Annotated in this window: 12 protein-coding genes; 2 read left to right on the top strand and 10 right to left on the bottom strand. The window is 59.2% G+C overall.

The genetic code is table 11. From position 1 onward, the window contains the following. Positions 1–61 precede the first annotated feature (61 nt). Entirely contained in the window at positions 62–517 is a 456-nt protein-coding gene (locus U0029_RS15375) for a fasciclin domain-containing protein (protein WP_114851657.1), read from the top strand. 141 nt (positions 518–658) lie between these two features. Here U0029_RS15375 and U0029_RS15370 read toward each other — a convergent pair whose 3' ends face one another. The 10 genes from U0029_RS15370 to U0029_RS15325 form a co-directional block, all read right to left on the bottom strand. Beyond that, positions 659–1,435, bottom strand: coding sequence for an EAL domain-containing protein (locus tag U0029_RS15370; RefSeq protein WP_114851757.1), 777 nt, complete (start codon positions 1,433–1,435; stop codon positions 659–661). 392 nt (positions 1,436–1,827) lie between these two features. Beyond that, positions 1,828–2,511: a methyl-accepting chemotaxis protein gene (locus U0029_RS15365; protein ID WP_147294811.1), complete on the bottom strand. Its 684-nt coding sequence runs from the start codon at positions 2,509–2,511 to the stop codon at positions 1,828–1,830. A gap of 17 nt (positions 2,512–2,528) precedes the next feature. Further along, positions 2,529–3,044, bottom strand: a complete 516-nt coding sequence (locus U0029_RS15360; protein WP_162790324.1) for a PAS domain-containing protein — start codon at positions 3,042–3,044, stop codon at positions 2,529–2,531. A 117-nt stretch (positions 3,045–3,161) separates the two neighbouring features. After that, complete coding sequence (locus tag U0029_RS15355) at positions 3,162–3,803, bottom strand: lipocalin family protein (protein WP_236824197.1); 642 nt, start codon at positions 3,801–3,803, stop codon at positions 3,162–3,164. Between the two features lie 10 nt (positions 3,804–3,813). Next, positions 3,814–4,794 (bottom strand): MerR family transcriptional regulator, encoded by a 981-nt coding sequence (locus tag U0029_RS15350; RefSeq protein WP_114851660.1) that lies wholly within the window; start codon positions 4,792–4,794, stop codon positions 3,814–3,816. Between the two features lie 406 nt (positions 4,795–5,200). Continuing rightward, a complete protein-coding gene (locus tag U0029_RS15345; RefSeq protein ID WP_211308636.1) occupies positions 5,201–8,020 on the bottom strand; it encodes a xanthine dehydrogenase family protein molybdopterin-binding subunit in 2,820 nt (939 codons plus the stop codon). A gap of 180 nt (positions 8,021–8,200) precedes the next feature. Beyond that, a complete protein-coding gene (locus U0029_RS15340; RefSeq protein WP_114851662.1) occupies positions 8,201–8,431 on the bottom strand; it encodes a hypothetical protein in 231 nt (76 codons plus the stop codon). Positions 8,432–9,018: 587 nt separating this feature from the next. After that, positions 9,019–9,333: a restriction endonuclease gene (locus U0029_RS15335; RefSeq protein ID WP_114851663.1), complete on the bottom strand. Its 315-nt coding sequence runs from the start codon at positions 9,331–9,333 to the stop codon at positions 9,019–9,021. Between the two features lie 97 nt (positions 9,334–9,430). Next, entirely contained in the window at positions 9,431–9,811 is a 381-nt protein-coding gene (locus U0029_RS15330) for a YggL family protein (RefSeq protein ID WP_114851664.1), read from the bottom strand. Positions 9,812–10,259: 448 nt separating this feature from the next. Beyond that, positions 10,260–10,487: a hypothetical protein gene (locus U0029_RS15325; RefSeq protein WP_114851665.1), complete on the bottom strand. Its 228-nt coding sequence runs from the start codon at positions 10,485–10,487 to the stop codon at positions 10,260–10,262. Between the two features lie 2,795 nt (positions 10,488–13,282). Here U0029_RS15325 and mobQ point away from each other — a divergent pair. Next, entirely contained in the window at positions 13,283–14,761 is a 1,479-nt protein-coding gene (gene mobQ, locus U0029_RS15320) for a MobQ family relaxase (RefSeq protein ID WP_147294810.1), read from the top strand. The last annotated feature ends 266 nt before the right edge of the window (positions 14,762–15,027 follow it).

Genomic DNA, 15,027 nt, shown 5'->3' with positions numbered 1-15,027 from the left:
TGCGCGGTTGAGGGGCGCCTCAATAGGGCCCCTTGAAATTTCTGACTTTCTGGAGCTCATCATGAAGCGTTTTCTGGTTGGAGCAACGATTGCGCTGGCCTGTGGCTGGGCGTATGCCGCCGACATCGTGGATACGGCCAAATCGGCGGGCGAGTTCAAAACACTGACGACTGCCGTGCAGGCTGCCGGCCTGACCGATACCCTGAAGGGACCGGGTCCCTTTACTGTTTTCGCGCCGACAGACGCGGCCTTCGCCAAGATACCCAAGGACAAGCTGGACGCGCTGTTGAAAGACAAGGCGGCGCTGACCAAGGTTCTCACCTATCACGTCGTGCCGGGCAAGGTCATGGCCAAGGACGTCAAGGCGGGCGAGGTCAAGACCGTGCAGGGCAGCCCGGTCACGGTGACTGTTGCTGACGGCAAGGCCAAGGTCGATGGCGCGAACGTGGTCAAGACGGATATCGCCGCTGACAACGGTGTCATTCACGTCATCGATACGGTATTGATGCCCAAATAACGCGGAATCTGCGACGCTCAGGTTCGGCTAAGGCCGTACGAGCACGGTGCCAAACCGCTCCGTGCTCGTTTGCGCAAAGCCGCTTCGTCTCATTAGGCCAAGGTCAGGCCAAGAAAACCCTGTCTCGGCCGAGCAGCAAGCTCAGGGTGCATGGGATATCGGCGGCATCGCCTTGAAGGCCGGTCTGGCGAACAAATACCCTTGCATCAGCGTGATGCCTTCCGAGGCCAGGAAATCACGCTCGCCGACGGTTTCAATCCCTTCTGCAATCACCCGGATGCCCAGATCCGTGCAGATTCTTTGGACGCCTGAGATGATGCGCTGGCGCGCCTTGTCGGCGTCGACGCCGCGCACTAAGGCCATGTCAAGTTTGATGATGTCAGGTTGAAAGTCAGCCAGCAGCGTCAAACCCGAATAGCCTGACCCAAAGTCATCGATGGCGGTCTTGAAGCCATACGATTTATAGGCCTTGAATATCGCCAACAAATGCGCGCGGTCGACGATATTCTCACTTTCTGTCGTTTCGAAAATGATCCGATCGGTCGGGAAACCATGGCGTTCCGCGGCCTCAAAGGTCGTGCGAATACACGCGGCGGGTTGATAGACCGCATTCGGCATGAAATTGATGGAGAGGAAGCGGTCCATCCCCAGCCGGGCCGCGAGTTCGATCGCTGTCGTGCGGCAACGCTGGTCAAAACGATAGCGTTTGCTGTCGTCCACTTGCGCCAATACGGAAGCCGCCGATTCCCCTTGAGGCCCGCGAACCAGCGCTTCATAGGCATAGGCCTCTCCCGATGCCATGTCGACAATGGGTTGAAACGCGAACGTCATCTCGATCGACCCTTCCTCGCCCGATTTGCAACCGTGGCACAGGCCGTCTGATGCAAGAAAGCCGAGCGAGCGATGTATGGGAATCATGGTGGTGGAACGGGCGGAAAAAAATGATGAGATGGCCCCCATCCAGACCTGGGACTGCTCGCAGGCCTAGGTTTTTGGGTGCGAGGCTGTAACAGATGTGAAAACCTAAAGAACCGCGGTGGCTGCCGTCCGAAGAAGCGCCAAGCGCCAAGCACAACGGCATCAGGTCGCAGGTGTTGAGGGGAGGGCGTGGTGCTGGGGCAGGCCGCGGGCCCGAGGTGTTTCCCGTGGTCCCTCGGTTTGCCAAGCCTGCGTCAATTCGGGCACTCAAGATTTTCCGCCCCAGGCAACAGGATGAATGCGGATCTTCGCGCCAGCCCACACCCGCCAGCCGCTTGGCACTTGCGATGGATGCGCAGCGGGCAAGTTCAGCGCGAGGGGGCGGTCACTGCTCAAGCCGGCTGGGCCTGGAAGACAGCGGCCAAACTACGAGAAACCGCCTCCATCTGCGTCGTGCACTGGTTGAGTTCTTTTAAGGCGCTTGACGCGGTTTGCGTGGAGGCAAGCGCTTCTTTGGCTTTGCTGTCGCACTGTTCGAGCGCAGTGACGGCCTCCCTGACCCCGCGTTGCGTGAGCTGCGTCAGGCGGTCAATCTCCTTGGCCTGTAAGGCGACTGCCCCGGCTAAGGAGCGTACTTCTGCCGCGACGATGGAAAAGCCCCGCCCGGCCTCTGCGGCACGAGCCGCCTCGATGGCCGCATTGAGCGCCAGGATATTCGTTTTAAATGCAATGTCCGAGATGCCGCTCGCCATCTCGCCTATGGAATGGGATAGCTTGAGCAGCGCCATTATTTTTCCGGCGCTTTCACTCACCAAGCCAGCCAGCGCCTCAACTTGCTGCTCACTGGCCCCGCCGGTCAGCCTTAGGACTTCGCTTTGCTGCTGCGCGCGGGTAGAAGATCGGTATGTCTCTTCAACGGCGAGGCGGGATTCGCGGTTGAAATTCTCTCTTTGCGTCACATCGGTCGCAAACTTCAAAACACTCCTGACATTCCCCATGTCGTCCTTGATGGGGTTGTAAGAGGCCTCGAGCCACAAGAGCGTGCCGTCTTTGCGCACCCTGTCAAATAGCCCCACGCCTGCCACGCCCTGTCTTAGCCTCTCCCAAAAACCACGATACTCTGCCGTGTTCGCATACTGGGGCTTACAGAGCAGCCGACGATCTCGTCTCGCCGATACCCCACGCTACGAAGAAAGCGGTCATTGGCGTTGACGATAAAGCCTTCCGGGGTAAATTCGATCATCGCCGTGGACTCGTTTAAGGCCTGGACGATGGCGCCGGATTGTTGCCGGCTGAGGTGCTGGGCCGTCACGTCTTGGGCGAGCTGAAGTACCGATGCTATCCGGCCATTTTGGCTTCTTGTCGCCAGATAAGTGGCCTCCAGATACACCGCCACCCCATCTTTGCGCAGGCGCTTGAATACTCGAGTTGCCGGCTTGTCCTCTGCGACGTCTTGCAAGATCGACGTATATCGCGCAGCCCCTACCGGATCGGGCACGCAGAAGATGTCATGGTGTTGGCCCAACAGCTCGTCCGGGTGATACCCCATCATGTCGCAAAAACGATGGTTCGCTGCAAGAATGCGCCCATCCGGGAGGAACTCAATCATCGGAACGGCGTTCCGTAATGCTTCAAGGTTTCGATTCTTGAATAGGCTAAACATCTGGGCTCAGTTCGGAGAGTGTTCGTCGCAATCGCATCAGACTGCAAAGCGGGCAAGCTGGGCTTATTGCGTAGCGGCCGAACTCGGGTCGTAGCGCGGGTCTTTGCGTTCTTGTGATACCCAGATCAGCGCCGAGGTATCGACCCCCAGGGCCTGCGCCTGCGCCACAATGGCGTCACGCTGTGCGGCAGATAGCTGCTTGTCGCGCGCCAGAATCCAGGCATAGCCGGTATCGTTGCCAAGCACCAGCGCCCAGCGGTAATCGGGGTCTAGCGCGGCGACGTGGTAGCCGCCGTAGAAAGGCCCGAAGAAAGACACTTTGAGCGAGGCGGTGGTCGGCGAGCCGATAAACAAGGCCTTGCCCACGGCTTCGCGCCATTTGCCAGTGCTTGGCGCATAGCCACGGTTAATGACTTGCACGCTGCCGTCAGCCTGCGCGGTGTAGGTGGCTGAAACATCGGTCATGCCGCGCTCGAAGCTGTGATCCAGCCTTGCCAGTTCGTACCAGCGTCCCTCATAGCGCTGCACCTCAAAGGGGCTGACAGGCGTCACCCCCGGCGGCGGAAGCGTTGCCGCACAGCCCGCCAGCAGCAAGGCGCTCCCGGCCAGCAGCGCTGCCAACAGGCCCCGACGCCCACGGCATGAAACAGAGGCCGGCTTCGGCGATGTGAATACGTGTTCGAACATGAAGGTAAGGGTAGGCATGTAATGCTTTCTAGGTACGATGAGCCTGGCGCCACTGCGCCACCAGAGGCGCTAAACCCGATAGATTTCTTACGGTGCTGACGCCCGCCAGCGGGCGTTGATAAAGCGCGGTGCAGCCGCCGCCCACCCACAGCTCGGTGTCTGCGGCCAACAGGGCGCGCAACTCATGCAGGAAGATAGGCACGACGGCCCCTTTGTGTATGTTGCTAAAACTCATGACCACTACATCGGCCCGGTGCGCGCGCGCCGCCTGGATAATGTCGCTAAGCGGAGTCTGTGTGCCGAGCGACACGCAGGTGCAGCATTCCAGCGCCAGCAAGGCCTCGACCATGAGCAGGCCCAGGCCGTGCGGCTCTTGCTGCATGGTCGTGAGCAGCACCTTAGGGCCTTGCGCGATTGCCGGTGGGCTCAGCGAGACTGTCGCCTGACGCAACACGCCGGTGACCACCTCGGTGTACAGGTGTTCCTCAAAAATCTCAAAGCGCCCCTGCGCCCAGGCCTCCCCAACCGCCGTCGTTAAGGGCGCCACCAGATCCGTCACGAAGCGCTCAAGCCCCATGCGCGCTTGCGCATAGCTAAGGCCGTGCCGCAGCCGCTGCGGATCGTGGGCGCCAATGGCGCTCAGCAACTCGTGGAGCAAGGGGTAGTCAGAAACCTTGCCTGGGTTTGTCCTAGACAAATGAACGGGAGGCGCCAAAGCCTGCTGCGTCAGCAAGGCCTGCAAGCCCGGCTGATCCAGGCCCACCACCTTGCCGGGGCGGGCCCCGGCATCGAGCAGCCTGCGGATCAGCTTGAGCTGCTGTAGCTGTGCAGCGCTATAGCGTCTGTCGCCAGAGGAATCGCGTGATGGCTTAGGGAAACCATAGCGCCGCTCCCACACGCGCAGCGTGTCTTTGCCGATGCCGGTTTCGCGCTCGACGGCTGCGATCGGCAGGGCGCCATCGTCAGCGTCAAGAGAGGCCAAAACAGGGGAGCGTGTTAGCGGGGTCATTGGAATCTTAAGTCCTCGGCGCCAATAGTCTAGGACAAATTCAGTTTTGTCTAGTCTATTTAGGCCTCAGGCCCGCGCATAACGAGGAATGCGCCAGCGCCGCAAACCCTTGCAATGTCCGGCAATCGTCGGATAGGGTGCGCCGGCCGCCGCCGCTTGACGGCGCGGCAAGGCCTTAAGGCTTGCGCGGCTTAAGCGCTGTCCGCATTCGCTTTTGAGTAAGGGCCCGCCCCGTTGTTACGGGGGCGGGCTGTTTGAATGGCGGCAAGCCTTGCGGGGGAGGGCGGCCGAGCAATGGAGGAAACGGCGCGGTTCAAGAAAACCTGGGCGGCTCATGGCGGGCGGGCAGCGAGAGCCGGACAAGGGGGGCCTGCCTGGTTCGGCCCTCGCAAACGAGGGCCGGTGTTTAGCCCGCCGCTAATGCCACCTGGATTTTCTGCGGGGTAATCGGATAGTGATAAAAGCGCTTGCCGACGGCATGGCTAATGGCATTGCTCACCGCAGCCACGACGGGAATCATGCCCAGCTCCGCCATCCCCTTGGGCGGCGAGGTCTCTGACAACGGCGGCAAATAACTCGCCGTTTGCGTCCAAACCGCTACATCCTTGGCGCGAGGCAGGGTGTAGCGATTGAAGTTCCAGGTGCCGTCGCCAGGGCCATTTTCATAGAGCGGCATTTCCTCCATCAAGGCATGGCCTATCCCCATGGCCGCGCCGCCTTGAAGCTGACCCGATACCAGCTCCGGCACGATCATGGTGCCAGGGTCCATAAACGAGTGATGGCTCATGACCTCGACCTGGCCGGTAAAGGTGTTGACGTTCAACTCCACGATATAGGCTGCTGGCGTGTAGGTGGTCGGCCCGGCGCTGCTGCGTTGCGTGGGGGGGTAGGTGGCGCTTTTACGCTTGATAAAGTCGTATCCGGCCGTCGTCATTCTGCTTTTCAGCGCAGCCGAAGCCCCATCGCCATACCGTACTGCCAGGGCGTCGATGGGCAGATTGCGTAGACCCACACCCGGGATATCGAATTCGGCGCGGGCCCATTCCCAGCGGCTAAAGGTGTGCAAAGCCACCCCGGTGATCAAGCCCATTTCGTGCGCCTTGCGCGCCAGCGTCTCGAAGGGCAGAGGCTTCATGCCGCCGCCGCCCAGCCCGTCCGGCCCGATGCGCACGTCGCTGAACTGCATGTCGAAACTGGAAAACGACCCGTCGCCCGCACCCTCGCTCCAAATGGCGCGCGCGGCCGGCCAGAGCGTGAATTCCAGCAAAAACCGGGCGGCCTGGCGTGTCGCAAACCCGATGTAATAGACCCCCGCTGACGAGCTCATATCGGGCACGATAGACGGCACCCAATAGGGATTGTTCTTGGAGAACTCATCCTGTAGCTTCTGATCGGCCCAAGCGCTAGTCAGCGGTAGCTCCGGGAAGTCGGTGATGCCGAATTCGACCTGATCCGGCGCCTTGCCCAAGCCCTGCCACACCATGACTTGCTGCGCAGTGGTGGCCCCGGTGCCAATCTCTTGGACGCAATGCCGCATGGTCAGTTTGCCCTGGCTGTCGAACTCCAGCGCCAAAATGCTGGGGTCGCCGCTGGACCCATACACCTGCTGCACCTGGGCAAAGCCAACGCCATAGCGTTTGCCTGGATTGGCGGCTTCGAACTCGGCCTTGGCTTTTTGGCGATTGGCCCACAGGGGGTGTTGTTCCGCCATGTCCAGCATTTCTATGATGCGCGGATCACCCGCTTGCACCCCGCCTTGGGTGTTTTGCCAGCCCTCACGCAAGGCATTACGGCGGCGCAGTTCTATGGGGTCTATGCCCAGCTGATCGGCCAGCTCATCGACCATGACTTCCGTGACGCTCATCGACTGCAAGGAGCCAAACCCGCGCATCGAGCCGGCCTCGACAGCGCGGGTCGCCATCGCGACGGTCGCCAGGTCAGATTTGGGAAAGTAGTAAATCGACTGCGCGCCGCGTGCGGCCACGTGCGACACGGCGACTGACAGGTTTTCCCGCCCGCCGCCATTACAGTTATAGAAGCCCTTCAGGATCTCGAACTTGCCTGTCTTGCGATCTGCCGTAATGGTGACATCCATTTCGACGGAATGGCGCTTCATGCCCATTTGAAACTGGTCATAGCGATTATTGGCTACCCGAACAGGCAGACCATCGCTGTAAAGACAGGCCGCAATCGCGTAATACGGGAAAACCGAATAATCCTTGGAGCCATAGCCCACGGTCGAGCCGGTCAGCAAAATGATGCGCTCGACCGGAACCTGCGTATTGTTCTTCACCATGTCTGCGGCTGCGCTGACGATACCCACCGGAGACTGGGTGGCCGTCATGATATGCAGACTGCGTGTGGCGGCGTCGTACCAGGCCGTACAGTTGTCAGGCTCCATCGCGCAGGGGTCGATCGATTGTGAAAACCCCTGCCGTTGCAGCACGATCTTGTCTGGATTCTTGCGGGCCTGCTCGATATCGCCGGCGATCACCATAGCGGCATCCATCGCTTGCGACGCCACGCTCGGGTCCAGGCTGGCGGCGTAGAGCGAATCCTCGAAGCCGCTGCCGCGCTTTCTCTTGATCACATCGGGAACAAACAGCGCGGGGTCCGGCTTAAAGGGCGGCCATATCACCTCATTGCCATGAAAACCGCCTTTGATGGCGCCATTCTGGAAAGGCGCGAATTCAGGCGCGGCAGAAGGGGTTTCCCCGCCAATGCGAACAAAGCGGCCGGCGCCGTAATTGGCGGGCGGCTTAGCGCCGGTGAACTCGCCATACTTGACGGCTTCGGTATTGAATTGCAGCAGCCTTCTGGCTGCCTGGAAGCGGTCAAAATCTTTATAGAACAGAATGGCGACAGGATGCCCCAGCAGCGGCGCGGTTTCGCCCACAGGCAGCAGAATATGCTCGCCATAAAACCGACTGCCCATGCTCTTGGGCGCTTCCAGGCCATTGCCGGCCAAATCTTTTTGCAAGATCAGCCGGTCGGGTTGCAAGCCATCGCCCAGCACGGCGAGGTCTACCCCTGCAAAACGGTGTTCCGCATCAGTGGCTTTGAGCATGAAGGCATAGCCTTGCTGCTTGGGCCAGCCGGGAATGTCGCGTGAGCGGTAATCAAAAGCGAAGTTCTTTTGACCCGTGACTTTGCGTACGCCATCCCAGCGGGATTTGGCCTTGCCGTTGCGCCCTATCCACTCGGTAGGGCTAGGGCCAGAATTCACCTCCAAGGCTTGTGCCGTCGGTAAGCGCCCCAAAAATAGCGTAATACCCCCTACGGTTCCCAGTTTGATGAAATCCCGGCGGGAAAATCCATGTTGATTCGCGCTTGACACAAGCTACTCCTGAACTCGACTTAGAGTGAATTTTTCATGCTAGGCCCGGCAAGCATGAGGCAAGGGCGTTCAGAAACTATGATCCAACCCGACGATCACCTGCTGGCCACGGACGTTTTGGAAAGCAAAACCGGTCGAATAAGCGCCAATCGCATAGAGCGACGTGCGCTTGGACAGGTTGTAGCTATAGCCCGCGCTGTAGATGTTCTGTTGCCGCTTTTCCAGGTTATAGGCATTGCTGAAACCGCTGCTGGCGCGAGAAATGCTCCAGCCCACCATGGCGCTGGACACGGCGCCCACGGGTACGGTTGCGTTGATCGTAAAGCTCGATTTGAATTTTTGGCTAATGCGTAAGGCTTACGCCGTAGCCGCGTCTCTTGATTCAAAACGAAGCAACCGGTCGTAGACCGGCTTGAAGACATTGCGTTGATCAAAGCTTTTTAGATGGCAAGTGCCAAACGCTTATAGACGATGGTAACCAAGCCCCGCGCCTCAATAATTTAGTACGAGTCCGATTAAAGTTCGATGCTAAATAAAATTCGACGCGCTGACAGCATAAACAATGCAAAACCCACCGTAGAACATGCCAGAAAATATGGCGCTGCACGGTATTTTCGTCAATACGCCATCGTTCCATTTGCCATCGTCCCGGTTACGCGGCTTGCGCCCGCACCCACACCCTCGTGCTGTCGGTCTGCTTGCGGCAGCCCTGCACCGCCTCAGATCGCTACCCCTATTGTCCAAGAGAGAATCGGCCTTCGCTTTCCGTGCGGGCGGACATAGATCTCGGCATTTTCCCGATAAGGGGTCAGCGGGCTCAACGCTAAAGGCCGGCGATCCGGGCGCCGATGAGGGTCTAGGCGGATGGGTTGTGATGCGCGGCGCCTTTATCTAGGAATGTTGCGTATTGGACACACAGGGGCCTGCTCTGGCTGCCTTCGTCGCTTGTCAGCAGATATTGCCGCCGCCATGCTGGGCCGCTCAGCGTCATATTGCGCCGCTTTCGTGAAGCCTCCGGTGCTGACATAAAGGCCACGATTATTTTTATGGCGGCCATTCCGATGCGTTACCTCGATGACGATACGAGGCGGTTGAAACCCGAAACCGTCAGGCGACGCAAGAATATCTTTACCCCGGTCAGCGCCAAATGCCTTGGTTTTTTGGCCCATTGCCCGCAATAAACCCGCGGCGAGCGCTTGCATTTCATCTGCCCCTAACCCAGCTTAGTGCCGATCTAAATTAGAAAAAACGGCGTGATTTCACGATAGGGAATGGGGTCGTCCAACAAGGCGCCAAGGCCTAAGCAAGGCCCCAACCATGCCAGGCATCGACCAACTCGCCGGCGCGGACCTCCTTCACCTCGGGGCGGGCGCGGCACCAATCCAGCAGGCGGCTCACCTGCTCTGGCGTCACAGAGCCAGGGTCCCAACTGGAGACAAAGCCTTCGGTCTCGGCGATGGGCAGCGTGCCGCCCAGGCCGCCGACGCACAGGCCCAGCGCTTCGATGCGCTCGATAATGGCATCCCAGTGCCGCTCATAAGCCGCTTCATCCAGCGGGCTGTGGAAGGACAGATGCAGGGTGAAGCCCAGCTCCTGGAATTCGCCCAGGCGCAGTTTTTTGCGCTGGCGGCGGTTCCAGCGGTGTAGGCGGTTGCGGGGTACGGTTTGGAAGGGTTTCACGTTTTTCTTGGATGCGTGTTCAGGCTACGGCGCGAACGTCGATGTGGCCGGTGACGGCAGCGGCAATTAGGGCATTGCGTCGTCGTGCTAGCAGGGTGATGGCTCGCTCTGAGTCCGATTTGAGTTTGTCGAGTTTGGCAATTTCACGGTCAAGAACGACGTCATTGCAAGCTGCTCGGTTACGCGCCAGACGGCAGGGCCTAGATCGAGCGTGTGCGGCAGCAACTGAAAGATGACATATCGCTTGCTGGAGCGATAGTCATGCCAGCGTAGCGCAGCAAGACAGAATGCATGCGCAGCGTTATAGGCCAGATCGAGGCGGCGTTCTATGGCCAGCGACTCGTTCAGCGCGTCCCGCAGACGGGCATGTCCTGAGCGGACCAAGCCTTCGAACTCCCGCTTGTCTGGCGGCTCGGCCCGCAGCGGCTTATTCGGGCCGCTCAGGTTTTCAAACGCGGTTGCCCACCTGTTTCATCGAGACAAGGCCGCTATGGATGAGCGTTGCCAGTTCACGTCGCACGGCACCTGATCCGCTGGCGGCAAGCCTGATCAACGCGTTCGCGTACAAGCTACGGTCGGGCTGTTCGTACAAAATCCCCAGCACGCGCTGTTTGTTGCCGGGGAAGAGCGCGTCGGACGGGCTCTGAGGAGAGGGGAGAGTGGCTTTCGTACCCATATTGGGTTCTATTGTGCCTAATTCGGTTTTTTTGCTGTTTGTCAGGGTGCAGCGCTTTGCTGGGCTCAGGTGTGGGCAAGTCGCTAAAGGTTCAAACGGGGCGAGCTTGATTCATCACACTTTTAGTCCTGTCCCATTCTCTTTCAACCACTGCCGACACTGCGCATACTCCGGCATGACCCGCGCGACCTCCCTCCAGACTTGGTTTCGACGCGGAATGTTGGACGACCTTGGCTAACTCGTCTCGCGCATGACGGCTGTGCAGGTACCAGATGGGGGTCGCCATGCGAGTTGAACGTTCCGGCATTAGGCTCGGTGCTACGCCGCGATAGCGAAACCGTAGCTGGCTCACAAACTTGGAAAATCCCCTAGTGCTAGGGAAAGACTAAAAATCGCGCTAGATGCTTGTAAATAATAGGGATTTTTAAGTGGTGCCCGGGGCCTGCACACCAAAATGCTCTCAGGGCCTTATTCTAAGCGGGTCTCGGGGAAAGCACCAGTCCGCGGGCACGCGCTGGGGACATCCAGCATCCAAATTCCTGACGCTCTATCTCGACGAGGCAAATTTCTCCCAAATGTGATCGGTTTTGCCTTGAGCACTCATGGGGTGCATGGTTTCATTAACTCATCGCAACTCACCCAGTCAGACCATGTCATCCACCAAGCGCCCCGCCCCTCGCAAACCTCGGACGTTCCCTGATGCCGAGCTACTGAACCGGGCCGACCTGATGTGCGGCTTGGATATTACTAAGTCTACGCTGCACCGTTGGGTGGACGACGGATACTTGCCCGCGCCGCACAAGCTGGGCACTACGCCGTACTGGCGCAGGGAAACGATCATGTCTTGGATCGACGCCAAGTGCCCTGCTATGACCTTCACCGTCGAATAACAGTCACCCTAAAGCGAAAGGCCCGCTCTGGCAGGAGTGGGCCTTTCTTGGCATGGCAGCTACGTCATGCTGGTGTGGACACAGAAGACGGGAGCTTCTATGTTGTATGGCAATTCTACTGGTGGCGATTGGCCGCTCGCAAGCAGTTCTGGTCGAAGCTGTAGGCCTACCGCAGCCAAGAGTTTGGTTGCCAACCCGGCGCCCGCGTGGGCTAAATCCTGGGGGGCTGCCGCCATCGAGATGGTTGCCGAAATTTGGCGCAAGGCCCACGCCGATCATGTGCAAGCTGCAGCAGAGAGGAGGGCCGCCACCGAGAGCCAGGCAGTAGTCCATGCTCAACGTGCTAGCAAGCAAACAAAACGCAGAGAGAAATCCGAGCAGTCAGATTCGGTCTTCGCGGTGCATCGGCGTCTGACGGCGCTCGGACGTAGTAAGAAGATGGTCGACACGGCGCGAGCCGTGATGGCCTTTCACGACAGCATTCGCGCCAGCGGATTCAGGACAGCTGTGCTTAAGTCCTTCGATATGGAGGGCAATCCGGTGTTCGGCCGTACCCGTCGCTATTGCAGCACGTCCCATCGCCTACGTTGCGTGAGAGCGGTTCAACGGAATGACGCCCTGGCGCGCGATGCCTTTGCCAAAAGTCGCGGAATCCAAGTAGACCTCAACGCCGCCTTTCGCCGGCAGCTACAAAGCAGAGTGGCAGCCCACTATTCCCGAGCTCTAACGGGGATCGTTGCGGGCCAATGTGCCGGGCTGAAGGTCTACACAATGACGCTGACGCTTGACCGGAAGTGGCACGGTCGACCGCTAGCGGACCAGTTCAAAGAACTTAAGCGGGCCTGCAAGGCGCTCTCGGATCGGCTGCGCCGTGCAGGTATCCATTGGGAGTATGTGAAGGCTGTCGGCACCCACAGGGCCACTCTCTGCCCGCACTTGCACTTGATTGTCACCTTGCACCCAGGCACGTATAGAACGTTTCGTCGGCACGTGCGAGAGTGCTTTCCAGGGCGCCGCGGCGCCCATATGAAGCAGATCTACGACGCTGCTGGAGCAGCGTGCTACTTGCTCCACGAGCTACAGGATCTAGATAGGTCCGTGGTTCGCACGGTTTGCCGAGAAGCCAGAAGCAGAACGATGAGTTTCTCGGCCGGCTGGCCTGACGCAGCAGAACGCAACGCGCCCGCTTTTCGCGCGCACGTTGCGTTGAAAACCAACCAAGAGAACGCTGACAACCTTCCACGGGTTCGGCGGTGGGTCTTGGCTCCGACATCGCCACTCGTGGAAGGGAAGAGTTGCTTCGAATTGATTTCGAATCAATCGGAGTGCCCTAGGTGTGGCGTTTTGGCCTTTAGGGTAGGAAGTCCTTCTGGCTGAGCAGCCCCGTCAGCGGCTAAGGGTGAAAGGCCGAACAGGGCTCGATCGCTATCTCTCGTGAGGTAGTCAGTGAATCTTGCCCCATGCAGGGTCATGCCCGATACCTTTCCACCCGTTTGAGCCATTACAAAGGCTCCTACCAGAACCTTGCGACGCGTATCGGCAGCTCGTTCAGCTTTGTTGGTCTTGCTGCGATTCCGCGCTCGGATCGCCTGCTCCGGCGCCTTGGCTTGGCTAAGCTTCTTGGCGAGCTCATCGACTTTGGCCTGTGCCCTCAGTAGGCTCGACATACTGTCCTCCGCTGCTTAAAAAATCCAGGATATTTGCCCTTAACCTGAGTTGCAACGTACAGCGGCATAGATATGCTTGAATCTCTGCCGAAGGCCCGCGCCGATTGAGCGGCCCCCATGGAATGGCGCACTTATACATTGACTCCGTCAATGGTGCGCAAGGGCTCCGCCCTTGACCCCTTCGCCCGTTCCGGGCTGCGCGTCGGCGGGCCGACTTACAAAACCTGGAAGCATCGCTGTGGCCATTTATCACTTTTCTGCTCAGATCATTGGCCGGTCTGTCGGACGCTCTTCTGTTGCTGCGGCGGCATATCGGGCCGGCGCGAAAATGGTTGATGCTCGGACCGGTGAGATCCATGATTTCACGCGCAAGGGAGGAGTGTTTCACGACGAGATCATGGTGCCGTCCAATGCTCCCACCTGGATGCTCGATCGGTCCGAGTTGTGGAACCATGTTGAGCAGACAGATCGCCGAAAAGATGCCCAGCTTTGCCGCGAGTTCAACGTCGCACTGCCGCGTGAACTAGACCGGAAACAGCAGCTAGCTCTGGCCCGCGCCTTTGTTCAACGCGAGATGGTCGACAAGGGCATGGTGGTGCAGCTGAACCTGCATGACCTCGAAGGCGAAAATCCGCACTTTCATGTGATGGCGACCACACGCACGGTTGAAAGCAGTGGATTCGGAAAGAAGGAGCGGAGTTGGAACTCGAAGGAACAGTTGCAAGGATGGCGTGTAGCGTGGGCGAACTTGGCGAACGCGCATCTTGAGCTAGCGGGCCTGGGCGTGCGAATCGATCATAGAAGCTTGAGGGAACAAGGAATGACCATGCGGGAAGCCGCCGCGCATCTCGGCCCTCATGCTGCCGCCGTCGAGCGTCGTACCGGGCAGTCATCCCGGATTCGGCAGGACAGGCAAGTGGCCGACCGCGAGGTCATGGGCGAGCGCGCCCGCGAGGCCGCGGTTGGCAAATGCGCCGAAGCGCGCGCTCGCGCATGCGTCCAGGCTTTGCAGACTCAGGTGGATCAGGCGCGGCTCGAGATATCCATGCGCATTAGCGCTGAACGCCCCTCTGCTGATCTGACTTTAGAAGCGGAAATGATCGAGCATGACATGAGGCAACTTTTGGCGGCTGCTCCCGCCGTTGTGGGTGCTACGAGTGCTCTCAAGGAGGCTACGACGCGTCACGACCGTGCCGAAGCTCGAGTGAAGCGTATTTCCCTGATTCATCAAAAGGTTGAAATGCTTGCCAACAAGGCGCAATGCAGCCTAGCCTGTTGGCCACAGGAGCACCCTATCCGCGCTTGGTTCCACCGGCGCGGTCTTAGGCAGAGAGCTCTCGTCGTGGTCGAGCAGCAAGCCCAGGATGCGGCTTGCGCCATGCGACGAGTTACTTATCTGGTTGATCAGTCGCGGCAGACCTATGCTGCTGCTGTGGCAGTAGTCGATCAGGTACGGAACCGCTTAGACCAGGTGTGCAAGGTCGAAATTGAGGTTCTACGAAGCAGGGGTTTGGTGGATTTCCGCACCCAAGTCGAGGCTGCTGTCGGTCAGGCGCGACAGCGGGAATGCGCGATTGTCACAAAGAGGGAAGGGATCCAACGCGAACACGTCGAGATCTGCCGTCTGGCTGAACAAGAGCGCAGTGACTGGATAGCTCACTGGGGCGCGAGCGTAGCTCAGGATCGAAGCCGTGGGCAGGTTCCTCGGGCGCGTTGATGGCCAGCAACGTCGGCGCGGTGTTGCCGGCTGCCGCATCAAGTGGCGTAGGTGGATGGTAATTCTAGCTAGTCCTTCATACGCATTCAGCAAACACGTGCTCAGCACATGCATTTTCCGACATGGTGTCTATTGCGCCATGTCAGAGCGAAGTTAGCTCTCGAAGTACGTCCGCTGCGGCTCGGTATACCATGTTCGCGAGGCGGTCCATCCAGCTTTTGACTTCAAGTAAGCATAAGTTTGACGAAAAGTCCGGCGTGAAGTAT

The sequence above is a fragment of the Bordetella avium genome, from assembly GCF_034424645.1.
Classification (GTDB): Bacteria; Pseudomonadota; Gammaproteobacteria; order Burkholderiales; family Burkholderiaceae_B; genus Bordetella; species Bordetella avium.
The sequence above is the reverse complement of the archived record's forward strand: the minus strand, read 5'-3'. Positions and strand labels throughout refer to the sequence as shown.